The 16,828-nt window shown below is 69.3% G+C and carries 19 protein-coding genes; 10 read left to right on the top strand and 9 right to left on the bottom strand.

The window, feature by feature from the left end; genetic code table 11:
- The first annotated feature begins 6 nt into the window (after window positions 1-6).
- Window positions 7-606: a CDP-diacylglycerol--glycerol-3-phosphate 3-phosphatidyltransferase gene (gene pgsA, locus M2437_RS18990; RefSeq protein WP_015951316.1), complete on the top strand. Its 600-nt coding sequence runs from the start codon at window positions 7-9 to the stop codon at window positions 604-606.
- A 54-nt stretch (window positions 607-660) separates the two neighbouring features.
- Window positions 661-912 (top strand): molybdopterin converting factor subunit 1, encoded by a 252-nt coding sequence (gene moaD, locus M2437_RS18995; protein ID WP_012454873.1) that lies wholly within the window; start codon window positions 661-663, stop codon window positions 910-912.
- Window positions 913-1,030: 118 nt separating this feature from the next.
- On the opposite strand, the gene M2437_RS19000 is transcribed toward moaD, so the two are convergent.
- Window positions 1,031-1,960: a metal ABC transporter substrate-binding protein gene (locus tag M2437_RS19000; RefSeq protein ID WP_253388366.1), complete on the bottom strand. Its 930-nt coding sequence runs from the start codon at window positions 1,958-1,960 to the stop codon at window positions 1,031-1,033.
- Window positions 1,961-2,232: 272 nt separating this feature from the next.
- Between M2437_RS19000 and M2437_RS19005 the strand changes: the two genes are divergently transcribed.
- The 4 genes from M2437_RS19005 (at window position 2,233) to M2437_RS19020 (ending at window position 6,560) form a co-directional block, all read left to right on the top strand.
- The gene (locus M2437_RS19005) at window positions 2,233-4,026 is read left to right on the top strand and encodes an ABC transporter ATP-binding protein (protein ID WP_253388367.1); all 1,794 of its coding nucleotides are present in this window, start codon (window positions 2,233-2,235) and stop codon (window positions 4,024-4,026) included.
- 96 nt (window positions 4,027-4,122) lie between these two features.
- A complete protein-coding gene (locus tag M2437_RS19010; RefSeq protein ID WP_253388368.1) occupies window positions 4,123-5,163 on the top strand; it encodes an aldose epimerase family protein in 1,041 nt (346 codons plus the stop codon).
- Window positions 5,164-5,250: 87 nt separating this feature from the next.
- The gene (locus M2437_RS19015; protein WP_253388369.1) at window positions 5,251-5,811 is read left to right on the top strand and encodes a GbsR/MarR family transcriptional regulator; all 561 of its coding nucleotides are present in this window, start codon (window positions 5,251-5,253) and stop codon (window positions 5,809-5,811) included.
- Between the two features lie 53 nt (window positions 5,812-5,864).
- Window positions 5,865-6,560 (top strand): DUF4166 domain-containing protein, encoded by a 696-nt coding sequence (locus tag M2437_RS19020; protein ID WP_253388370.1) that lies wholly within the window; start codon window positions 5,865-5,867, stop codon window positions 6,558-6,560.
- Window positions 6,561-6,568: 8 nt separating this feature from the next.
- On the opposite strand, the gene rsfS is transcribed toward M2437_RS19020, so the two are convergent.
- The 4 genes from rsfS to proB form a co-directional block, all read right to left on the bottom strand.
- Complete coding sequence (gene rsfS, locus M2437_RS19025; protein WP_003600601.1) at window positions 6,569-6,871, bottom strand: ribosome silencing factor; 303 nt, start codon at window positions 6,869-6,871, stop codon at window positions 6,569-6,571.
- A gap of 443 nt (window positions 6,872-7,314) precedes the next feature.
- On the bottom strand, window positions 7,315-7,872 hold the full coding sequence (locus tag M2437_RS19030) for a nicotinate-nucleotide adenylyltransferase (protein ID WP_253388371.1): 558 nt from the start codon (window positions 7,870-7,872) through the stop codon (window positions 7,315-7,317).
- Window positions 7,873-7,927: 55 nt separating this feature from the next.
- Window positions 7,928-9,226, bottom strand: a complete 1,299-nt coding sequence (locus M2437_RS19035; protein ID WP_253388372.1) for a glutamate-5-semialdehyde dehydrogenase — start codon at window positions 9,224-9,226, stop codon at window positions 7,928-7,930.
- Window positions 9,227-9,350: 124 nt separating this feature from the next.
- On the bottom strand, window positions 9,351-10,484 hold the full coding sequence (gene proB, locus M2437_RS19040) for a glutamate 5-kinase (protein WP_003600598.1): 1,134 nt from the start codon (window positions 10,482-10,484) through the stop codon (window positions 9,351-9,353).
- A 271-nt stretch (window positions 10,485-10,755) separates the two neighbouring features.
- Between proB and M2437_RS19045 the strand changes: the two genes are divergently transcribed.
- Window positions 10,756-11,130: a response regulator gene (locus tag M2437_RS19045; protein ID WP_253388373.1), complete on the top strand. Its 375-nt coding sequence runs from the start codon at window positions 10,756-10,758 to the stop codon at window positions 11,128-11,130.
- A gap of 88 nt (window positions 11,131-11,218) precedes the next feature.
- On the opposite strand, the gene M2437_RS19050 is transcribed toward M2437_RS19045, so the two are convergent.
- The 3 genes from M2437_RS19050 to ftsE all read right to left on the bottom strand — a co-directional run bounded on the left by M2437_RS19050 (window position 11,219) and on the right by ftsE (window position 13,843).
- Window positions 11,219-11,923: a YdcF family protein gene (locus tag M2437_RS19050; protein ID WP_147019527.1), complete on the bottom strand. Its 705-nt coding sequence runs from the start codon at window positions 11,921-11,923 to the stop codon at window positions 11,219-11,221.
- Window positions 11,924-12,164: 241 nt separating this feature from the next.
- Window positions 12,165-13,145: a cell division protein FtsX gene (locus M2437_RS19055; protein WP_253388374.1), complete on the bottom strand. Its 981-nt coding sequence runs from the start codon at window positions 13,143-13,145 to the stop codon at window positions 12,165-12,167.
- Window positions 13,142-13,843 (bottom strand): cell division ATP-binding protein FtsE, encoded by a 702-nt coding sequence (gene ftsE, locus M2437_RS19060; protein ID WP_003600594.1) that lies wholly within the window; start codon window positions 13,841-13,843, stop codon window positions 13,142-13,144. The genes M2437_RS19055 and ftsE overlap by 4 nt, the downstream gene beginning before the upstream one ends.
- Before the next feature lie 169 nt (window positions 13,844-14,012).
- On the opposite strand from ftsE, the gene M2437_RS19065 reads away from it, so the two are divergent.
- The 3 genes from M2437_RS19065 (at window position 14,013) to M2437_RS19075 (ending at window position 16,055) form a co-directional block, all read left to right on the top strand.
- A complete protein-coding gene (locus tag M2437_RS19065; protein ID WP_253388375.1) occupies window positions 14,013-14,768 on the top strand; it encodes a zinc-ribbon domain-containing protein in 756 nt (251 codons plus the stop codon).
- Between the two features lie 188 nt (window positions 14,769-14,956).
- On the top strand, window positions 14,957-15,526 hold the full coding sequence (hpt, locus tag M2437_RS19070) for a hypoxanthine phosphoribosyltransferase (RefSeq protein ID WP_003600590.1): 570 nt from the start codon (window positions 14,957-14,959) through the stop codon (window positions 15,524-15,526).
- Between the two features lie 163 nt (window positions 15,527-15,689).
- Complete coding sequence (locus M2437_RS19075; protein ID WP_003600588.1) at window positions 15,690-16,055, top strand: response regulator; 366 nt, start codon at window positions 15,690-15,692, stop codon at window positions 16,053-16,055.
- 160 nt (window positions 16,056-16,215) lie between these two features.
- Here the strand turns inward: M2437_RS19075 and M2437_RS19080 are convergent, their stop codons facing one another.
- Window positions 16,216-16,731, bottom strand: a complete 516-nt coding sequence (locus M2437_RS19080; RefSeq protein WP_003600585.1) for a TspO/MBR family protein — start codon at window positions 16,729-16,731, stop codon at window positions 16,216-16,218.
- Window positions 16,732-16,828 lie beyond the last annotated feature (97 nt).

Raw genomic sequence — 16,828 nt, forward strand, 5'->3', positions numbered from 1 at the left:
CCGGCGATGAACGCCGTCCTCCCCCGACGCCGGTCGCAGGCCTGGACGCTCGCGAACTGCCTCACCTACGGCCGCCTCGTCGCGGTGCCGGTCGTCGTCGTCCTGCTGTTCTGGCCGGACGAGTTCGCCGCGCGCTGGACCGCCTTCGGCGTGTTCGTGGCCGCCGCGATCACCGACTATCTCGACGGCTACGTCGCCCGCGCCTGGGCGCAGAGTTCGGCGCTCGGGCGGATGCTCGATCCGATCGCCGACAAGCTCCTCGTTGCCGCCCTCCTCCTGATGCTGGCGGCCGACCGCACCATCGCCGGCATGTCGCTCTGGGCGGCGATCGTCATCCTGTGCCGCGAGGTGCTGGTCTCCGGCCTGCGCGAGTATCTGGCGGAGCTGAAGGTCGGCCTGCCGGTCAGCCGGATCGCCAAGTGGAAGACGACAGTCCAGCTCATCGCCCTCGGCTTTCTTGTCGCCGGCCCGGCCGGCGAGGCCGTCCTTCCCGGCAGCCTCACTGCCGGCATCGTCCTGCTCTGGCTCGCCGCGGCCCTCACGCTCTACACCGGCTGGGACTACATGAGGGCCGGGATCCGGCACGTGATCGACGACCCGCGCTGATTGATTTGGGATTCTTTGACGCGGCACTGCGAGGCGCCGCCGGGGATGAATGCGATGAAGCTCGTCTACTTCGCCTGGGTTCGCGAGCGCGTGGGCAAGCCCGAAGAGACGGTGAGCCCGCCCGATGGCATCGCCACCGTCGCCGACCTGATCGGCTGGCTGAAGACGCGGGGCGAGGAATACGCCTACGCCTTCGAGAATGAAGGCGTGGTGCGTGCGGCGATCGACCGGGTCCACGCCAAGCCCGGCAGCACCATCGCCGGAGCGCAGGAGATCGCGTTCTTCCCGCCGATGACCGGCGGCTGAGACAGGGCCGCGGCCCCGAGGGGACGGTTCGACCAATCTCTGGGACGCCGGGTCAAGATGGGCGAGCGGCCGGCCGATTCTGGCGCCGGCCTGATCCCCGGACGGACGCGATCCCCCGTCAGCTCAGCGCGTCCCGGAACGCGCTGAGATTGGCGCGCATCATCTCCAGATAGCCGGGGGCCGGCCCGCCCGGCGCGCTCAGTGCGTCGGAGTAGATCCGCCCGCCGACCTTGGCGCCGCTCTCGCGGGCGATCTGCTGCATCAGCCGCGGGTCGGCGATGCTCTCCACGAACACCGCCGGCACCTTGTCCCGGCGGATCTGGCGGATGATGCGGGCGACATCCTTCGGACCGGCCTCGCTATCCGTGGAGATGCCCTGCGGCGCCAGGAAGCGCATGCCGTAGGCCGCGCTGAAATAACCGAAGGAATCGTGCGTGGTGATGATGCGCCGCCGCTCTTCCGGGATGGCGCCCAGAGCCGCGCGGATCTCCGCGTCCAGCGCGTCGAGCTTCTGCGTGTAGGCGGCGGCGTTCGCGGCATAGAGCGAGGCGTGATCCGGGTCGGCGGCGCTGAGGCCGTCGCGGATGTTGGCGACGTAGAGCTTGGCATTCGCCACGTTCTGCCAGGCATGCGGATCGGGGTGGTCGCCGTGATCGTGTCCGTGATCCTCGGCGTGATCGTGGTCGTGGCTGCCCGCGACCGTCTTCACCCCCTTGGAGGCGACGGTGACCGGCGCCTTGGTGCCCGAAGCCTTGATCAGCCGCTCCATCCAGCCCTCGAAGCCGAGGCCGTTGACGACGACGAGATTCGCCTCGGCCAGCTTGCGGGCGTCGCCCGGCGTGGGGGAGTAGCCGTGAGCGTCGGCATCCGGCCCGACGAGGCTCGTTACGGCGACCTGCTCGCCGCCGACCTGCGCCACGAGGTCGGCCAGGATCGAGAAGGTCGCCACCGCCTTCAGCCGCGCGCCGTCCGCCGCGGCCATCGACGGTGCAAGGCCGAGCCACAGCATAACAAAAATGGCGACGCCGCGCCCTACGCCCAAACCCATGCCGAAACTCCTCCGCTCGGTCGCGGTGATAATGTAACATTATCACATCGCCAAGGGCTGGGTTGCGATTGTTCAGCGGAGAACGGGCCGGGCAGCCAATAGGGAGAACCTTCCCTGGAGCAGACCGGTTGCGCACCGCCACCGGCACTAGGGCGAGTATTGCGCGGCGGCCGGGTTCGCGGCGGGTAACCGCCTGCGCTTGATCCACGGCCCTTACCGCTGCAAACACCGCGGGCCCCGGCGTTCCGCCGGGGTCAGCACAGACACGGTACATGATGGCGCGCCGGCCGCTCCTGAGAGGCGACACCCTTCCCCTGCTCGGGCGGCTCTGGCGGGAGTGGCTCGCCCCGCACCGCGCCACGCTCGCGGTGGTGCTCGTGCTCATCACCGTCGTCGGCGTGGCGACGGGGCTCTACCCCGCCCTCATCAAGGCCGCCTTCGACGCGTTCGACCGCAAAGACATGAGCTCCCTCGCCTATGGCCCGCTCATCGTCATCGCGGTCACCTCCGCACGCGGCTTCGCCCTGTTCGGGCAGACGGTGCTGACCAACCGGGTCGTCACCCGCGTCGAGGCCGACATGCAGGCCGCGCTCTATGCCCACCTGATCGATGCCGACCTCGCCCAGCTCGGCCGCGAGAGCCCGGCGGCCTTCACCCAGCGCTTCACCACCGATTTCGCCTTCATCAAGGAGGCGCTGACCCGCATCTCGACGGTGCTGCTGCGCGATGTGGCGATGCTGGCCGCCCTGGTGATCGCGCTGGTCTGGATGGACCCGCTGCTGACGCTCGCCGCCGCGGTGACGGCGCCTCTTGTCGCCGGCCCGGTCAACCGGATCGGCAAGCGGTTGCGCCAGGTCTCGACCACGACCCAGGAGCAGATGGGCGCCACCGCGAGCCTCATCACCGAGAGCCTCCAGGGCGCCCGCGTCGCCAAGACCTACGCCCTCGAAGGTTACCTCAAGGACCGCGCGGCGCAGGCTCTGGACGAGGTGCGCCGCCTCAAGATGAAGGCGGCCAACGCGCGCGGACGGCTCGACCCGCTGATGGAAATCGGCGGCGGTCTCGCGGTGGCCGGCGTGCTGGTGCTGGTGGGCCAGCGGGTGATGTCGGGCGACCGCACCGTCGGCGACTTCACCGGCTACGTCGCCGCGCTCCTCCTCGCCGCGCAGCCGGCCCGGGCGCTCGGCACCCTCAACGCCATCCTGCAGGAGGCGGCGGCGGCGCTGACGCGCTACTTCGCCCTGATGGACGAGCAGCCGACGATCCGCGAATCCGCATCGGCCCGTCCGCTCAGGGTGTCACGGGGCGAGATCCGCTTCGAGAACGTGCATTTCCGCTACCGGGCCGACGCGCCGGCCCTCGAGGGGATCGACCTCGTGGTGCCCGCAGGCTCGACCACGGCACTCGTCGGGCGCTCCGGCTCCGGCAAATCCTCGCTGCTCAACCTCGTCCCCCGGCTTCAGGACGTGACGGCGGGCCGGGTTCTGATCGACGGCACCGATGTGCGCGACGTGACCATCGCCTCCCTGCGCGCGGCGATCGCGGTGGTGTCGCAGGAAGTCGTGCTGTTCGACGACACCGTCGCCGCCAATATCGGCTTCGGCCGGCCCGGCGCGACGCAGGACGAGATCGAGGCGGCCGCAAGGGCCGCAGCGGCCCACGGGTTCATTAGCCGTCTGGGCGAGGGCTACGCATTTCGGGTCGGGCCGGGCGGCGGCCGGCTCTCGGGCGGTGAGCGCCAGCGCATCTCGCTGGCCCGTGCCTTCCTCAAGAATGCGCCGATCCTGCTGCTCGACGAGGCGACCTCCGCCCTCGATTCCGAATCCGAGCACCTCGTGCAGGAAGCGCTGGAGCGGCTGATGTGCGGGCGCACGACGCTGGTGATCGCCCACCGCCTCTCGACCGTTCGCGAGGCGAACCGCATTGCGGTGCTGGAGGCGGGTCGGGTGATCGAACTCGGGCGCCACGACGAGCTGGTGGCCGCGAGCGGGACCTATGCGCGCCTGCACCGGCTGCAATTGTCGGACGATTCGGGCGTATCGAAAGCGCAGGCGGCCCCGGTCTGACGGTGCCAGCAAGAAATCGGCTGGCGCGAAACGACCGGCCTCATGCCACCCGCGCGGCCTCTCGCGCGTAGTTCCCGGTCACGACGGGAGCCAGAGATGCGGTCAGAGCCATTCGGAACGACGCGGGCGGGTGAGCGCGTCACGCGGTACACCCTCGTGCGCGACGATCTGCGGGTTCAAGTGATCGATTACGGCGCGGTCGTCACCGCCATTGAGGTGCCGGACCGGGAGGGCCGCTACGCCAACGTCGTCCTCGCCCTCGATACGGTGGAGGGCTACGAGACCGTGAGCCCGCATTTCGGGGCGATTGCCGGGCGTTACGCCAACCGCATCGCCAAGGGGCGCTTCACCCTCGACGGGACCCCCTTCGAACTGCCGATCAACGAGCCGCCCAATTCCATGCATGGCGGCCCCGAGGGTTTCGCCAAGCGCCTCTGGCAGATGACGGAGGCGGACGAAACACGGGTCGTGCTGAGGCGGCGCAGCCCCGACGGCGAGGAGGGCTTTCCCGGCAATCTCGACGTGGAGGTCGTCTACAGCCTGCCCGAGCCCGGAACGCTGCGCATCGATTACCGCGCCGAGACCGACCGGCCGACGGTGCTGAACCTGACCAATCACAGCTACTTCAACCTCGCCGGCGAGGGCACGGGCGATGTGATGGATCATGTCGTGCAGATCGACGCCGACGCCTACGCTCCGACCGACGCAACGCAGATCCCGACCGGAATCATCGCACCCGTTGCCGGCACGCCCTTCGATTTCCGCGAGCCCACGCCGCTCGGTGCGCGCATTCGGCTGGGCGACGAGCAGATCGTGATCGCGAGCGGCTACGACCATACCTTCGCTCTGCGAGATCCCGCCGGCACGCTGCGCCCGGCAGCCTCCTGCTTCTGCCCGGCCAGCGGGCGGCGCCTCGACATCGCGACGACCCAGCCGGCGCTGCAGCTCTATAGCGGCAACAATCTCGACGGCTCGCTGGTCGGCCCGTCCGGCCGGACCTACCGCCCGGGCGACGGCGTCTGCTTCGAGACGCAGGGGTTTCCCGATGCGCCGAACCACCCGAACTTTCCGAGCACGGTCCTGAGGCCGGGCGAGGTTTTTACCTCGATCAGCACCTACCGATTCTCGGTCGGCTGAGCGGACGAGCCCGTCACAAAGCAAGGGCCGAGACGAGCCTGAACCAGGGAGCTTGACATCCGTCTCGTTTGGTCTGAAGTTTCTGTCATGACAGAAACTTCAGACCAGCCGCAAACCCTCGCGCTCGCGGTCGAGCGATTCATCCTCCATTGGGGGGATCTCGGCGGGCAATGGGGCGTGAACCGCTCCGTCGCTCAGATCCACGCCCTGCTCTACCTTTCCGACAAGCCGCTCGCGGCGGAGGACATTGCGGGGACGCTCGGCATTGCCCGCTCGAACGTCTCGAACTCGCTGAAGGAACTGGCGGGCTGGAGCCTGATCCGGCGGGTGCCGGTGCTGGGCGAGCGGCGGGATTTCTTCGTCGCCGAGACGGACCTGTGGGAGATGGTCACCCGCATCGCCGCCGGCCGCAAGGAGCGGGAGATCGACCCAGCGCTTAAGGCCCTGCGGGAATGCGTGGCCGAGGCGGAGGGCGATCCGCGGGTCGGGGCCGTGGCCGCGCGGCGGCTCAAGGCGATGCTCGACTTCACCCAGACGCTCGACGGCTGGTACGCGCAAATGCTGAACGTGCCTCACAACACCCTGGCCAAGCTGATCCGGCTCGGCGGACGCATCGTCCGCTACCTGCCCGTGAAGTCCGAGGCCTGATCCCCTGCCGGCCGGGCGTCCGGCGTCCGGGGGAGTGTCTGAGGAGGCCCTTAATGCGCGCTGCCGGCAAAGCCGCCATTTCGAACGCAGCCCCGGTCCGCCCGGCGGAACTGCTCGACCTGCGTTTTCGCGCGCTGGTGCCGGAGGCGGATTGGGCGCGGCTGCCGCCTGCCGTGCGGCGGCGCTTCTCCAAGCGGCTCGGCGAGGGCGAAAGTGCGGTCTATGCCGGGCGGGTGGTCGAGACCGAACTGACCCGGCTCGGCTGGCTGCTCGCCCAGGTCTTGCGCCTCGTCGGCGCCCCACTGCCGACAGCTCGGATCGCCAACGTGCCGAGCGTGGTCGCCGTCACCCAGGACGGCGCCGGCAACAGCCAGATCTGGACGCGACTCTACGCCCGCGGCTCAGGCTTCCCGCAGGCGATCCACTCGGCCAAGCGCTTCCGGGGACCGACGGGGCTTGAGGAGCGGGTCGGCGCCGGGCTCGGCATGAGTCTGCGGGTTCTGGTGGAGGATCGGGCGCTCGTGTTTCGCAGCGAGCGCTACGTCATCGATCTTCCGGGCTTCCGGCTCATCCTGCCGCAATGGCTGACGCCGGGCACCCTGACGGTCAGCCACGACGCCACCGGCGCCCACGCTTTCCGCTTCGTTCTGGAAATCCGTCACGCTTGGCTCGGCCGGCTGCTACGCCAGGAGGCGGAGTTCTCCGACCAAGTCGATTCGCGCGACGAGGTGACCGCCGCGCTGCCCTGATCAGGGTTTTAGCCCGCCAGAAGTGCGCCCGACGGCCGGTCGGCGCCCCAGATCTTCTCGAGGTTGTAGAAGCCGCGGACTTCGGGGCGGAAGATGTGGACGAGGATATCGCCCGCATCGATCAGCACCCAGTCGCAGGCCGGCATGCCCTCGACGCGGGCGTTGCCGAATCCCTTGGCCTTCATCTCTTGGATGATCTTGTCGGCGATCGAGCCGACATGGCGCTGCGAGCGGCCGGACGCGATGATCATCGTATCGGCGAGCGAGGTCTTGCCCGCGAGGTCGATCTCGACGGTCTCCTCGGCCTTCATCTCATCGAGGCATCCGAGGGCCAGGGCCTTCAGCGCGTCGGAGGAGGCAGGCTCGGCATCGGAGCTGACACCGACGTGTGGAATGTGTGCGGACAGGGTCTCGGTTCCTGAAGATCAATTCGCGGCGATCCCGCCACGGGCTGAAATTGGCCGCTTTCGGCCCACTTTTCAAGCGGAAGAAGCGCCCTAAGCCTCCTGTGCCGCGATTGGGGAGGCAAAACGCGGCGTCGCGCGCCTATCTCATAGACGCTTTTGCCACCGATCGGAGGACGGCCACGCTGCGAGCGGGCGCCGTGCGGCGAGCGCGGATGCGGCCCGGCTCGGCACCGTAACCGGTGGCTTTCAAACGGATGCGACCGTCTCTTTCTTCGTGTCGTAGACCGCGGCGTCGGCGCGCCTCGACATCATATCGCTGGCAGGAGATCCGTCGGCAGGGGGCCCCGTTACCGCGTGCGCAGAGCGGTGGAGGACAAGGCGGAGCGCGGGCCGTGGAGGAAGGTCCAGGCCGGCGTGGGGCGGATCGCCAGGGTGGGAGCGTCCGCCTCCGGAATTCGGGCCGACGCGAAAGCCTGCGCCGCCCTCGCCGAAGGCGCCGTGAGGGTGTAGCCGGGACGGTCGATCACCGCGACCGGCATCAGCGACAGGATCTCGTCGAAACGGCGCCAGCGATGGAAGGTACCGAGCGAATCCGCACCCATGATCCACACGAAGTGAAGAGCGGGTTGGCGCCGGACCAGCCAGCGCAGCGTATCGGCGGTGTAGCGGCTGCCGATCCCCCCTTCGAAGCCGGTGACCGCGATGCGCGGATCGGTGGCGAGCGCCCGCGCCTGCGCCACCCGGTCATCCAGCGGGGCGAGCACGCCATGGTCCTTGAGCGGGTTGCCGGGCGTGACGAGCCACCAGACCCGGTCGAGCCGAAGGCGCCGCAGGGCGGTGCGGCTGACATGTAGGTGCCCCGCATGCGCCGGGTTGAACGAACCGCCGTAGAGGCCGATCCGCATGCCGGGCGCGGCCGGCGGTAGCCTGTGATCGCGCAGAAGAACCGCCGTCAGCGCGTCACGGCCGCGTCTGGCCGCTGCCGTGGACGCGGTACTTGAAGGTGGTGAGCTGCTCGACGCCGACCGGGCCGCGGGCATGCATCCGCCCGGTGGCGATGCCGATCTCGGCGCCGAAGCCGAACTCGCCGCCATCGGCGAACTGCGTCGAGGCGTTATGGGTCACGATCGCCGAATCGACTTCGTTGAGGAAGCGCGCGGCGGCGTCGGTGTCGTCGGTGATGATCGCGTCGGTGTGGTGCGAGCCGTTGGCCTCGATATGAGCGATCGCCGCATCGAGCCCCTCGACCACCTTCGCGGAGATGATCGCGTCGAGATACTCGGTGCGCCAGTCCGCGTCAGTCGCCGCACTCACCCGCGGGTCGGCGGCTTGCGTCGCCGCGTCGCCGCGCACGGCACAACCGGATTCGAGCAGCGCCTCGACCAGCGGCTTGAGGTGGGTCTCGGCGACCGCCGCATCGACGAGCAGCGTCTCGGCGGCGCCGCAGATGCCGGTGCGCCGCATCTTGCTGTTGAGGAGCAGGCTGCGCGCCATGCCGAGGTCGGCGCCTTCGGCCACGTAGACGTGGCAGATGCCGTCGAGATGGGCGAAGACCGGCACCTTGGCTTCGGCCTGGACGCGCTCCACGAGGCTGCGGCCGCCGCGGGGCACGATCACGTCGACGCAGCCGCCGAGGCCGGTGAGCATCAGGCCGACCGCGGCCCGGTCGCGGGTCGGGACGAGCTGGATCGCATCCGCAGGCAGGCCGGCGCGGGCGAGGCCCTCGCTCATCGCCGCCGCGATGGCGGTCGCGGTGCGGTGTGAATCCGAGCCCGCGCGCAGGATCGCGGCGTTGCCGGCCTTGAGGCAGAGCGCACCCGCATCCGCCGTCACGTTGGGGCGGCTCTCGAAGATGACGCCGACGACGCCGAGCGGCACCGAGATGCGCTCGATCAAGAGGCCGTTCGGCCGCTCGAAGGCGGCGAGCTGGCGTCCGACCGGATCAGCGAGACCCGCGACCTTCTCCACGGCTTCGGCGATCGCCGCGACCCGGCCCTCGTCCAGGGTCAGGCGGTCGATGATCGCGTTTGTGAGGCCCGCGGCCTGCGCGGCGGAGACGTCCCGCGCGTTCTCGCGCAGGATCGCCGGGGCGCTGGCGCGGATCTGCTCGGCGATGGCCCGCAGGCCGAGATCCTTGGTCTGCGCCGGCGCGAGCGCCATGGCCCGGCCGGCGGCGCGGGCGCGCCGGCCGATGCCGGCCATCAGCGTCTCGAGGTCGTCGGCGTCCGCGAGATCGGACTTGAGATTCAGGACAGGCACGCTCGTGCTTCCCGTCTGGCACCGCTGGGGCGGCGCGATTTCGCATTTGAATGCATATGCATCCTCCCGCGCCCCTTTGCACATCGCCTTGGGGTTGAACAAGCGTCGATGTTAAGTTGCCGCGTCAGGCCCCGATCATTGCAAGGTCGTCGCGGTGGATCATCTCCGTGCGTCCGGCCTGGACCGAGGCGGCGGCGATCTCGCGGCTGGAGCGGCCGATGATGGCGGCGGCGTCCGCGCTGTCATAGGCCACGAGCCCCCGCCCGAGGATGCGCCCCTCGGGTCCGCGGATCAGCACCGTGTCGCCCTTGGCGAAGCTCCCCTCGATGGCGGTGACGCCCACCGGCAGCAGGCTCGCCCCGCCCTGAAGCGCGCGGGCGGCGCCGGCATCGACGACAAGGGTGCCGGAGGCGTCCAGCGAGCCTGCGATCCAGGTCTTGCGCGCGGCGGTGGGGGTCGAGCCCGACAGGAACCACGAGCAGCGCCCGCCCTCGCGGACCACGCGGAGCGGGTTTTTTCCGCGCCCGTCGGCGATGACCATGTGGGTGCCGCCGCTGGCGGCGATCTTGGCCGCCTCGACCTTGGTGCGCATGCCGCCGCGCGACAGATCGGAAGCGGGCCCTCCGGCCATCGCCTCGATCTCCGGGGTCACCCGCTCGATCACGGGAAGGTGGCGCGCCTGCGGGTCGGTGTGGGGCGGCGCGGTGTAGAGGCCGTCGATGTCGGAGAACAGCACCAGCACGTCGGCGCCGATCATGGTGGCAACCCGCGCTGCCAGCCGGTCGTTGTCGCCGTAGCGGATCTCGGCGGTCGCTACCGTGTCGTTCTCGTTGACGACCGGGACCGCGCGCACTTCGAGGAGTTTCTGCACGGTCGCGCGGGCATTGAGGTAGCGGCGGCGCTCCTCGGTGTCCTTGGGCGTCACCAGCACCTGTCCCGCGACGATGTCGTGGTGACCGAGCGCCTCGGTCCAGTACCGGGCGAGCGCGATCTGGCCCACCGCCGCCGAGGCTTGGCTCTCCTCCAGGCGCAGCGCACCGGGCGGAAGGCCCAGCACCGTGCGCCCGAGCGCGATCGCGCCGGAGGAGACGACGACGACATCGACGCCGCGACCATGCAGGTCGGCGATGTCCTCGGCGAGGGCGGCGAGCCACGCGTGACGCAGGCGTCCCCGCGCGCGATCCACGAGGAGGGCCGAGCCGACCTTCACGACGACGCGGCGGAAATCTTCGAGAGCGGGGGGGAGGAGCGCGGTCATGCGACAGTCGTTACGGGGAGCCTGGCGAGTGCCGGTGTCGAAGACGGTTCCTGTGCATCAAACGTCCGGTCCTGGCCAGATCCTTGCTGCAGATCAGCCGTCCGCCGAATTCGGGCCTGCACAATTTCTAGATGATTTTTCGCGAACGAGTGATACGCCACGCAAACTAGCCCATGTTAATCATGTGGTCTGGAATGATGGTGCCGAGGGGTGGCCTCACGCGAAGCCCGCGTGCATCTCGACGCGCTAAAAAATTGGAGGAAGTGCCCCCGTGCCGGTCAGTGCCCTCCTGAACCGACGCATTCTGGTCGTCGAGGACGATTATTTCTGGGCCGATGAGCTGCGCCATGGCTTGGAAAAGGCCGGGGCCGTCGTCCACGGTCCGGTCGCCAGCGTCGAAGCGGCCCTGGACATCCTCGACCCCGCCATCGTCGTGGACGGGGCGATTCTCGACCTCGGGCTCAGGGGCGCGCGCGCCTACGACGTTGCCGAGCGGCTGATCGCCCGGCGCACACCCTTCGTGTTCGTGACGGGCTACGACGCTGGCGCCATTCCAGAGGCGTACGCCGCCGTACCACGGTTCGAGAAGCCGGTGACGTTCGATACGATCCTGAGGGCGTTGAGCGCGCTGATGCCGCCCGCCTGACCCTTCCGGCTTCTTGCCTTTGGCAGCGGCATGGCGGGCCTGAAGCGTCGACACGCTTTGCCGATCATGGGTGGGGCTGCCGCGCCCGTCAGTTCGCCTCGCGCAGCAACCGTTCGGCCACGACCTTCACCGGTTGGCGTCGCCCGATCAGCACGGCGAAGCGTGACTGCTCCGGGTCGGACTCGAAGCGGGTCCGTCCCCAGGCGACCAGGAACTTGAGATATTCGGCCCCGAGCAGCCGGGTGACCGCCGGATCCGCCCACCAGCGGCTGACATCGAGCCCATCGGAGACGACGGGATAGGGGATCAGCGTCTCGCCGTCCTTCAGGGCGTGGCGCAACTCCACCAGGGTGCGCGGCATGTGGTAGTTCGACGTCACGACCACGACGGTGCCGAAGCTGTGGCGCCGCATCCAGCGCCGGGTCTCGATGGCGTTGCCGATGGTGTTGCGCGCCCGGTAATCGAGATCGACGCAGCAGGTGATCCAGTGCTCCTGTGACGGGTTGAGGCGCACGATCTCGTCGCGGGTGGTGCGCTCGTTGACGCCGGAGATCAGCAGCCGCCTGCCATGGCCCTCCGCCAGCAGATCGATGGCATCGCCGACCCGTTGCGAGCCCCCGGTCATGGCGACGATGCCGTCGACGCCGTCCAGGCCCGGCCGGTCGGTCCGCTCGACCACCGCAACGAAGGCGAGGAAGCCGCCTGCCAGCGCGAGTAGGCCGAGGAGGGAAAGGCCGACGAAGGCCCGAAGGAGCCGGATGCCGCGCCCCGGCCGCGCAGGGGCCTCAATCATTCGAGCGGCGGAGGGCTGCGACGAGGCGTAGGCCGACAGGTCCGCTACCCAGGACCATCCGAGCGCCTCGCGGTGGGACTCCGAGGGAGATTCGTTTGGGAGCCGGCCCGGGCCGGCCGCCTGTCGGCGGGGCACTCGCGGAAGCATGACGGACGGAACAGGGGCTCATGAACGATGTCGATGCCGGGACTCTCGGTTCCCAATGGTTGTCGAAACGTTAACGGGTTCGATCGACCTGACTCTATCGGAGGAACCGGCGCACGGTGAAGCGCGACACGGCCGCCGTGACGAGGGACGCGATCACGCCGATGAGCACGATGATCGCGTAACCCTGCCAGCCGATCTGGAACGTCCCGAACAGCGCCTCGATCTCCTCGCCCGCTGGTCCCGAGCGCCACATCCGCGCGAACAGGCCGGCGAGTGCGCAGGTGAGCAGCGCGGCGCCCGCACCCAGCGCCCCTCCCCTCAAACCTAAGCGGAAGAAGCGGCTCTGGAAGGCCTTGGCGATGTAGTCGTCGTCGGCGCCTACGAAGTGCAGCACCTCGACCACCTCGCGATTGCCGGCCATGGCGCCGCGGGTGGCGAAGACTACGGCGAGCCCGGTGGCGAACAGGACGAGCAGGACGATGCCGATGCCGATGCCGGCGAAGGTGTTGGCCATGGTCGAGAGGCGCTGAAGCCAGAGCGCGTGGTCGTCAAGGCTCGCCACGCCCGGAAGCGCCTCGGTGAGTGCGGCGCGTAAAGCGGTCAGGTCGGGGCTCCGGTCGCTCGCGAGCGTCAGCGCGATCAGGCGTGGAACCGGCAGGTCCGACATGTCGAGACCACTTCCGAGCCAGGGTTCGAGCAGCCGCTCGGATTCCGCCTTGGAGAAGATGCGCGCTCCGACGATGCCCGGCGCGGCGCGTGAGAGGCTTTCGGCCCGCTTCACGTCCGCCTCGATGTCGCGCCCGGCTCCGGGCCGGATCTGCACCGTCACCTCCTGCGCGACGCTGCCCTGCCACTGGCTGGCGCTGGAGACGGCGATCTCCGCCGCACCCGCGCAGAGTGCCGCGAGGAAAGTAAGGATCGCGATGACCGCCGCAAGCGCCCGGCTCGCGGCGGAATCAGTCGGCACCAGGGGCGCATTGCGGCGCAGGTTGGCCGGAAGCGGCGCCTCGGACGCGGAGGCCGCCGCTTTCGCCGCGGCCGCGTTGCTCCGGGTGGGGGAGCGCACGTCGTTCATGGCCCTTCCACCCGCAGCCGGCCGTCGGCGAGCACCATCCGGCGCGCCTCGACGAGATCCATCAAGCCATAATCGTGGGTGGCGATCACCACGGACGTGCCGAGCCGGTTCAATTCCATGAACAGCCGCAGCAGGCGCCGGGCGAGGCTCGGATCGACGTTGCCGGTGGGCTCGTCGGCCAGCAGCAGTTCCGGCCGCGCGATCAGGGCCCGTGCGATCGCCGCGCGCTGCTTCTCGCCGCCCGACAGCAGCGGCGGCAGAACGTGCATGCGCTCGCCCAGGCCCACCCAACGCAGCAATTCGACGACCTCCGCCCGGTAGCTCGCCTCCGCCCGCTCCTGCACGCGCAGGGGCAGGGCCACGTTCTCGTAGGTCGTCAGGTGATCGAGCAGGCGGAAATCCTGGAACACCACGCCCATGCGGCGGCGCAGGCCCGTGAGCGCGTCGTTGGAGATCCCGCTCACCTCCCGGCCGAACACCGAGACGATGCCGCGGGTCGGGCGCACCGAGAGCAGGATTAGGCGCAGCAGCGTCGTCTTGCCCGCCCCGGACGGGCCGGTGAGGAACTGAAAGGAATGCGGTGCGATCTCGAAGCTCACATCGGACAGCACCTCCGGCCCGAGGCCGTAGCGCATGCCGACGCTCTCGAACCGGACGACGGGCTCCTCCGCGCCGGACAGGAGGCTGCCCGTTTTCATCCCAGCCGACAAGGCCCGCTCACTCCACGCTTCGCACGCGACACAGGACCGCTGTGCCATACCCAGCTTCACCGCCGGTTAACCCTACTCGGTGAGAACGTTTGTGTCCTTTTCGAGAGCGCGGCAACCCGCTGCCGGGACCCGACACCGACGCGGCTTACCCCATCCCATGCTGATCGTCTGCCCGGCCTGCGCCAGCGAGTATCGCATCGATGCCGACCGCGTCGGCACCAGCGGGCGCTCGGTGCGCTGCGCGGCCTGCCGCGAGACATGGTTCATCTCGTCCGACGAGGTGGTGGCCGCGATGTTCGACGAGATGTCGGCGGCCGAGGAGCCCGAGACCAGCGCCGCTCCGCCATCCCCGGAGTCGCCGCCAGCCGAAGCACCGGCCGACGAACCCGTGCCGCGTCCGCGTCCGAGCACCGGGAAGGCCTCCAAACGGAGCAAGCCGAAACGCAAGGCCCGGCGCCTCTCCCCGGCGCTTGCCGCCTGCCTCGTCCTTGCCGCCGCCCTACCGCTGGCGCTCCTCGGGCGCGCCAGCGTCGTGCGGGCGATGCCGCAGACGGCGGGGCTGTTCGCCCGCGTCGGCCTGCCGGTGAATTTGCGCGGCATCGATCTTACAGACTTCGCGGCGTTTCAGGTCGCTGCCGACGGCAGCAACCCCGCCCGGCTCGTTGTGGAGGGGGACCTCGTGGCGGTTGCCCGGGACCGCGTCGCCGTGCCGGCGATCGAGGTCGAGGTCCGCGACGCCGGGGGGCAGTCGCTCTACCGCTGGACCGTTCCGGGACCGCGCGCGGCCCTGGAGCCCGGCGAGCGGGCGCGGTTTAAGGCGAGCCTCTCGGCTCCCCCGGAGAAGGGCCGACAGGTCGAGGTGCGCTTCTCGGATGATGCCGCCGTCGGCGCGGGCGCCGGTGAGACCCATTAGAGCAAGCTCGTGAATGCCCCCGTCGCATTCCGGTTCACAGCTGTGGATTGCGCCGATCCGGCCGCGGGCGCGTCGGTTGCGCAGGTCCGTAGCGCTGGCGGAGCCCGCTGCGCATGGTATGGTGCGGCGTGGCATGGCCGAGGGCGGTTCGTGCCGTTGGAACATTCCGCGAAACCATCACGAGCCGCATGAGCAACGCATCGAAACGCGTCCGCGTCCTGTTCGACGAGGCGGCGATCGCCAAGCGCAACGACGAGTTGGCCGACGAGATCGTCGCGGCCAAGCCCGAGAACCTGCTCGTCGTCGCGGTGCTCAAGGGCAGCTTCATGTTCGCCGCCGACCTGCTGCGGTCGCTCCACCGGGCTGGGCTCTCGCCGCAGGTCGAGTTCGTGCATCTCTCCAGCTACCGCAACTCCACCGTCTCCTCGGGCCAGGTCGAGATCCTGCGCGACGTTCAGAGCGAGGTGCGCGGGCGTGACGTGCTGCTGGTCGATGACATCCTCGAATCCGGCCGCACCGTCGTCTTCGCCAAGGATCTGTTGATGGCCCGCGGCGCCAAGCGCGTGCTGACCGCGGTGCTCTTGGAGAAGCCGGGCAAGCGTGCCGTGACGATCGACGCGGATTTCGTCGGTTTCACCTGCCCGGACGTGTTCGTCGTCGGCTACGGCATGGACGCCGCCCACGCCTTCCGCCAACTCCCCTTTGTCGGCCTGGTAGACTACGACAGCAGCGACGCCGACCTGTTCGGCGGCACCTGACCATCAATCCCGGTCAGGCAAATTCCTGATAAGAACGCGAGACTTGCTTGAAATCGACCGCCGATGGAACTCTGTCGGCGCATGAGGCTTGACAGGCCGCGCTTCCCAGCGGTCACTCGGGCGCGACGATCCACATCGAAGGAACGGTAGAGGACGCCCGACCATGGCGCGCATCCTGCTCGTGGATGACGAGGATACGGTTCGCGGCTTCCTCAAGCGCGGGCTGGAGTTGGACGGTCACACCGTCGTCACGGCCATCGACGGCAGCGACGGCCTCGATCGCCTGTCGGAGGCCGGCGGCGGATTCGACCTGATGTTGACCGATATCCGCATGCCGCTGATGGACGGCATCGCGCTATCGCTCGCGGCCAAGCGCGACTATCCCGATCTCACAATCCTGCTGATGACGGGCTTTGCCGACCAGCGCGAACGCGCCCGCGGCCTCGATGCCATCGTCACCGACGTGCTGACCAAGCCCTTCTCCCTGGCCGACCTGCGCTCCACGGTGACGCGGGCGCTGGCGGCTTAACGCATCTTCTCTCGGCCGAAAGCCAGCCACGCCCTTTCGAGACGATGCAAGCGAACCGTATCCGACCCGATTGCATCGGACCGGCAACTCTCGATCCTGGGTTTGAGGCACCGCGTTTCGACGAGCCGGCGCGCCCTTCGTCGGGATGCGCCCTCGAGCCTCAGTTCATCTGCCAGATCGTTCCGTTGAGCAGGCAGGCAAACGCCACCCAGGCGGCGTAGGGCACGAGCAGCCACGCCGCGGCCCGATCGAAGCGCCAGGAGAGGCGGATCGTCCACAGGATCATCACGAGCATGGCGAGCGCGACGATCAGCGCGAGGCCGAGTTGGTGGGCGGCGAAGAAGACCGGTGTCCAGGCGGCATTGAGGACGAGTTGGGCGCCGAAGGCGGCGAGCGCCAGCCACCATGCCTTCCGGGCCGGCCCCGGCACCGGGCGCGCGCCGAGCAGCCGCCAGAGCGAGACGGCGATCAGGGTGTAGAGGACGGTCCAAGCCAGCGGAAACACCCAGTTCGGCGGGTTGAAGGCCGGCTTGCGGATCGTCGTGTACCACTCCTCGATATTGGCGCCGGTCGAGAGCGACCCCACCGCCGTTACCAGGAGGACGGGGAGGATCGCGGCAGCAAGCCGCGGGATCGGCGGCAGGGCCGGCCGCTCGGGGATGTCCAGTGCGCTCATGCGCTGTGCAATGCTCCGTCGCTCATTTCTTCGCCTTGCCCGGTCCGGCGGATTCGCTCAAGCCGGCATTGCGATCCGACCTCGAGCGAGGAAACCC

It is taken from the genome of Methylorubrum pseudosasae (assembly GCF_029504475.1).
Classification (GTDB): Bacteria; Pseudomonadota; Alphaproteobacteria; order Rhizobiales; family Beijerinckiaceae; genus Methylobacterium; species Methylobacterium extorquens.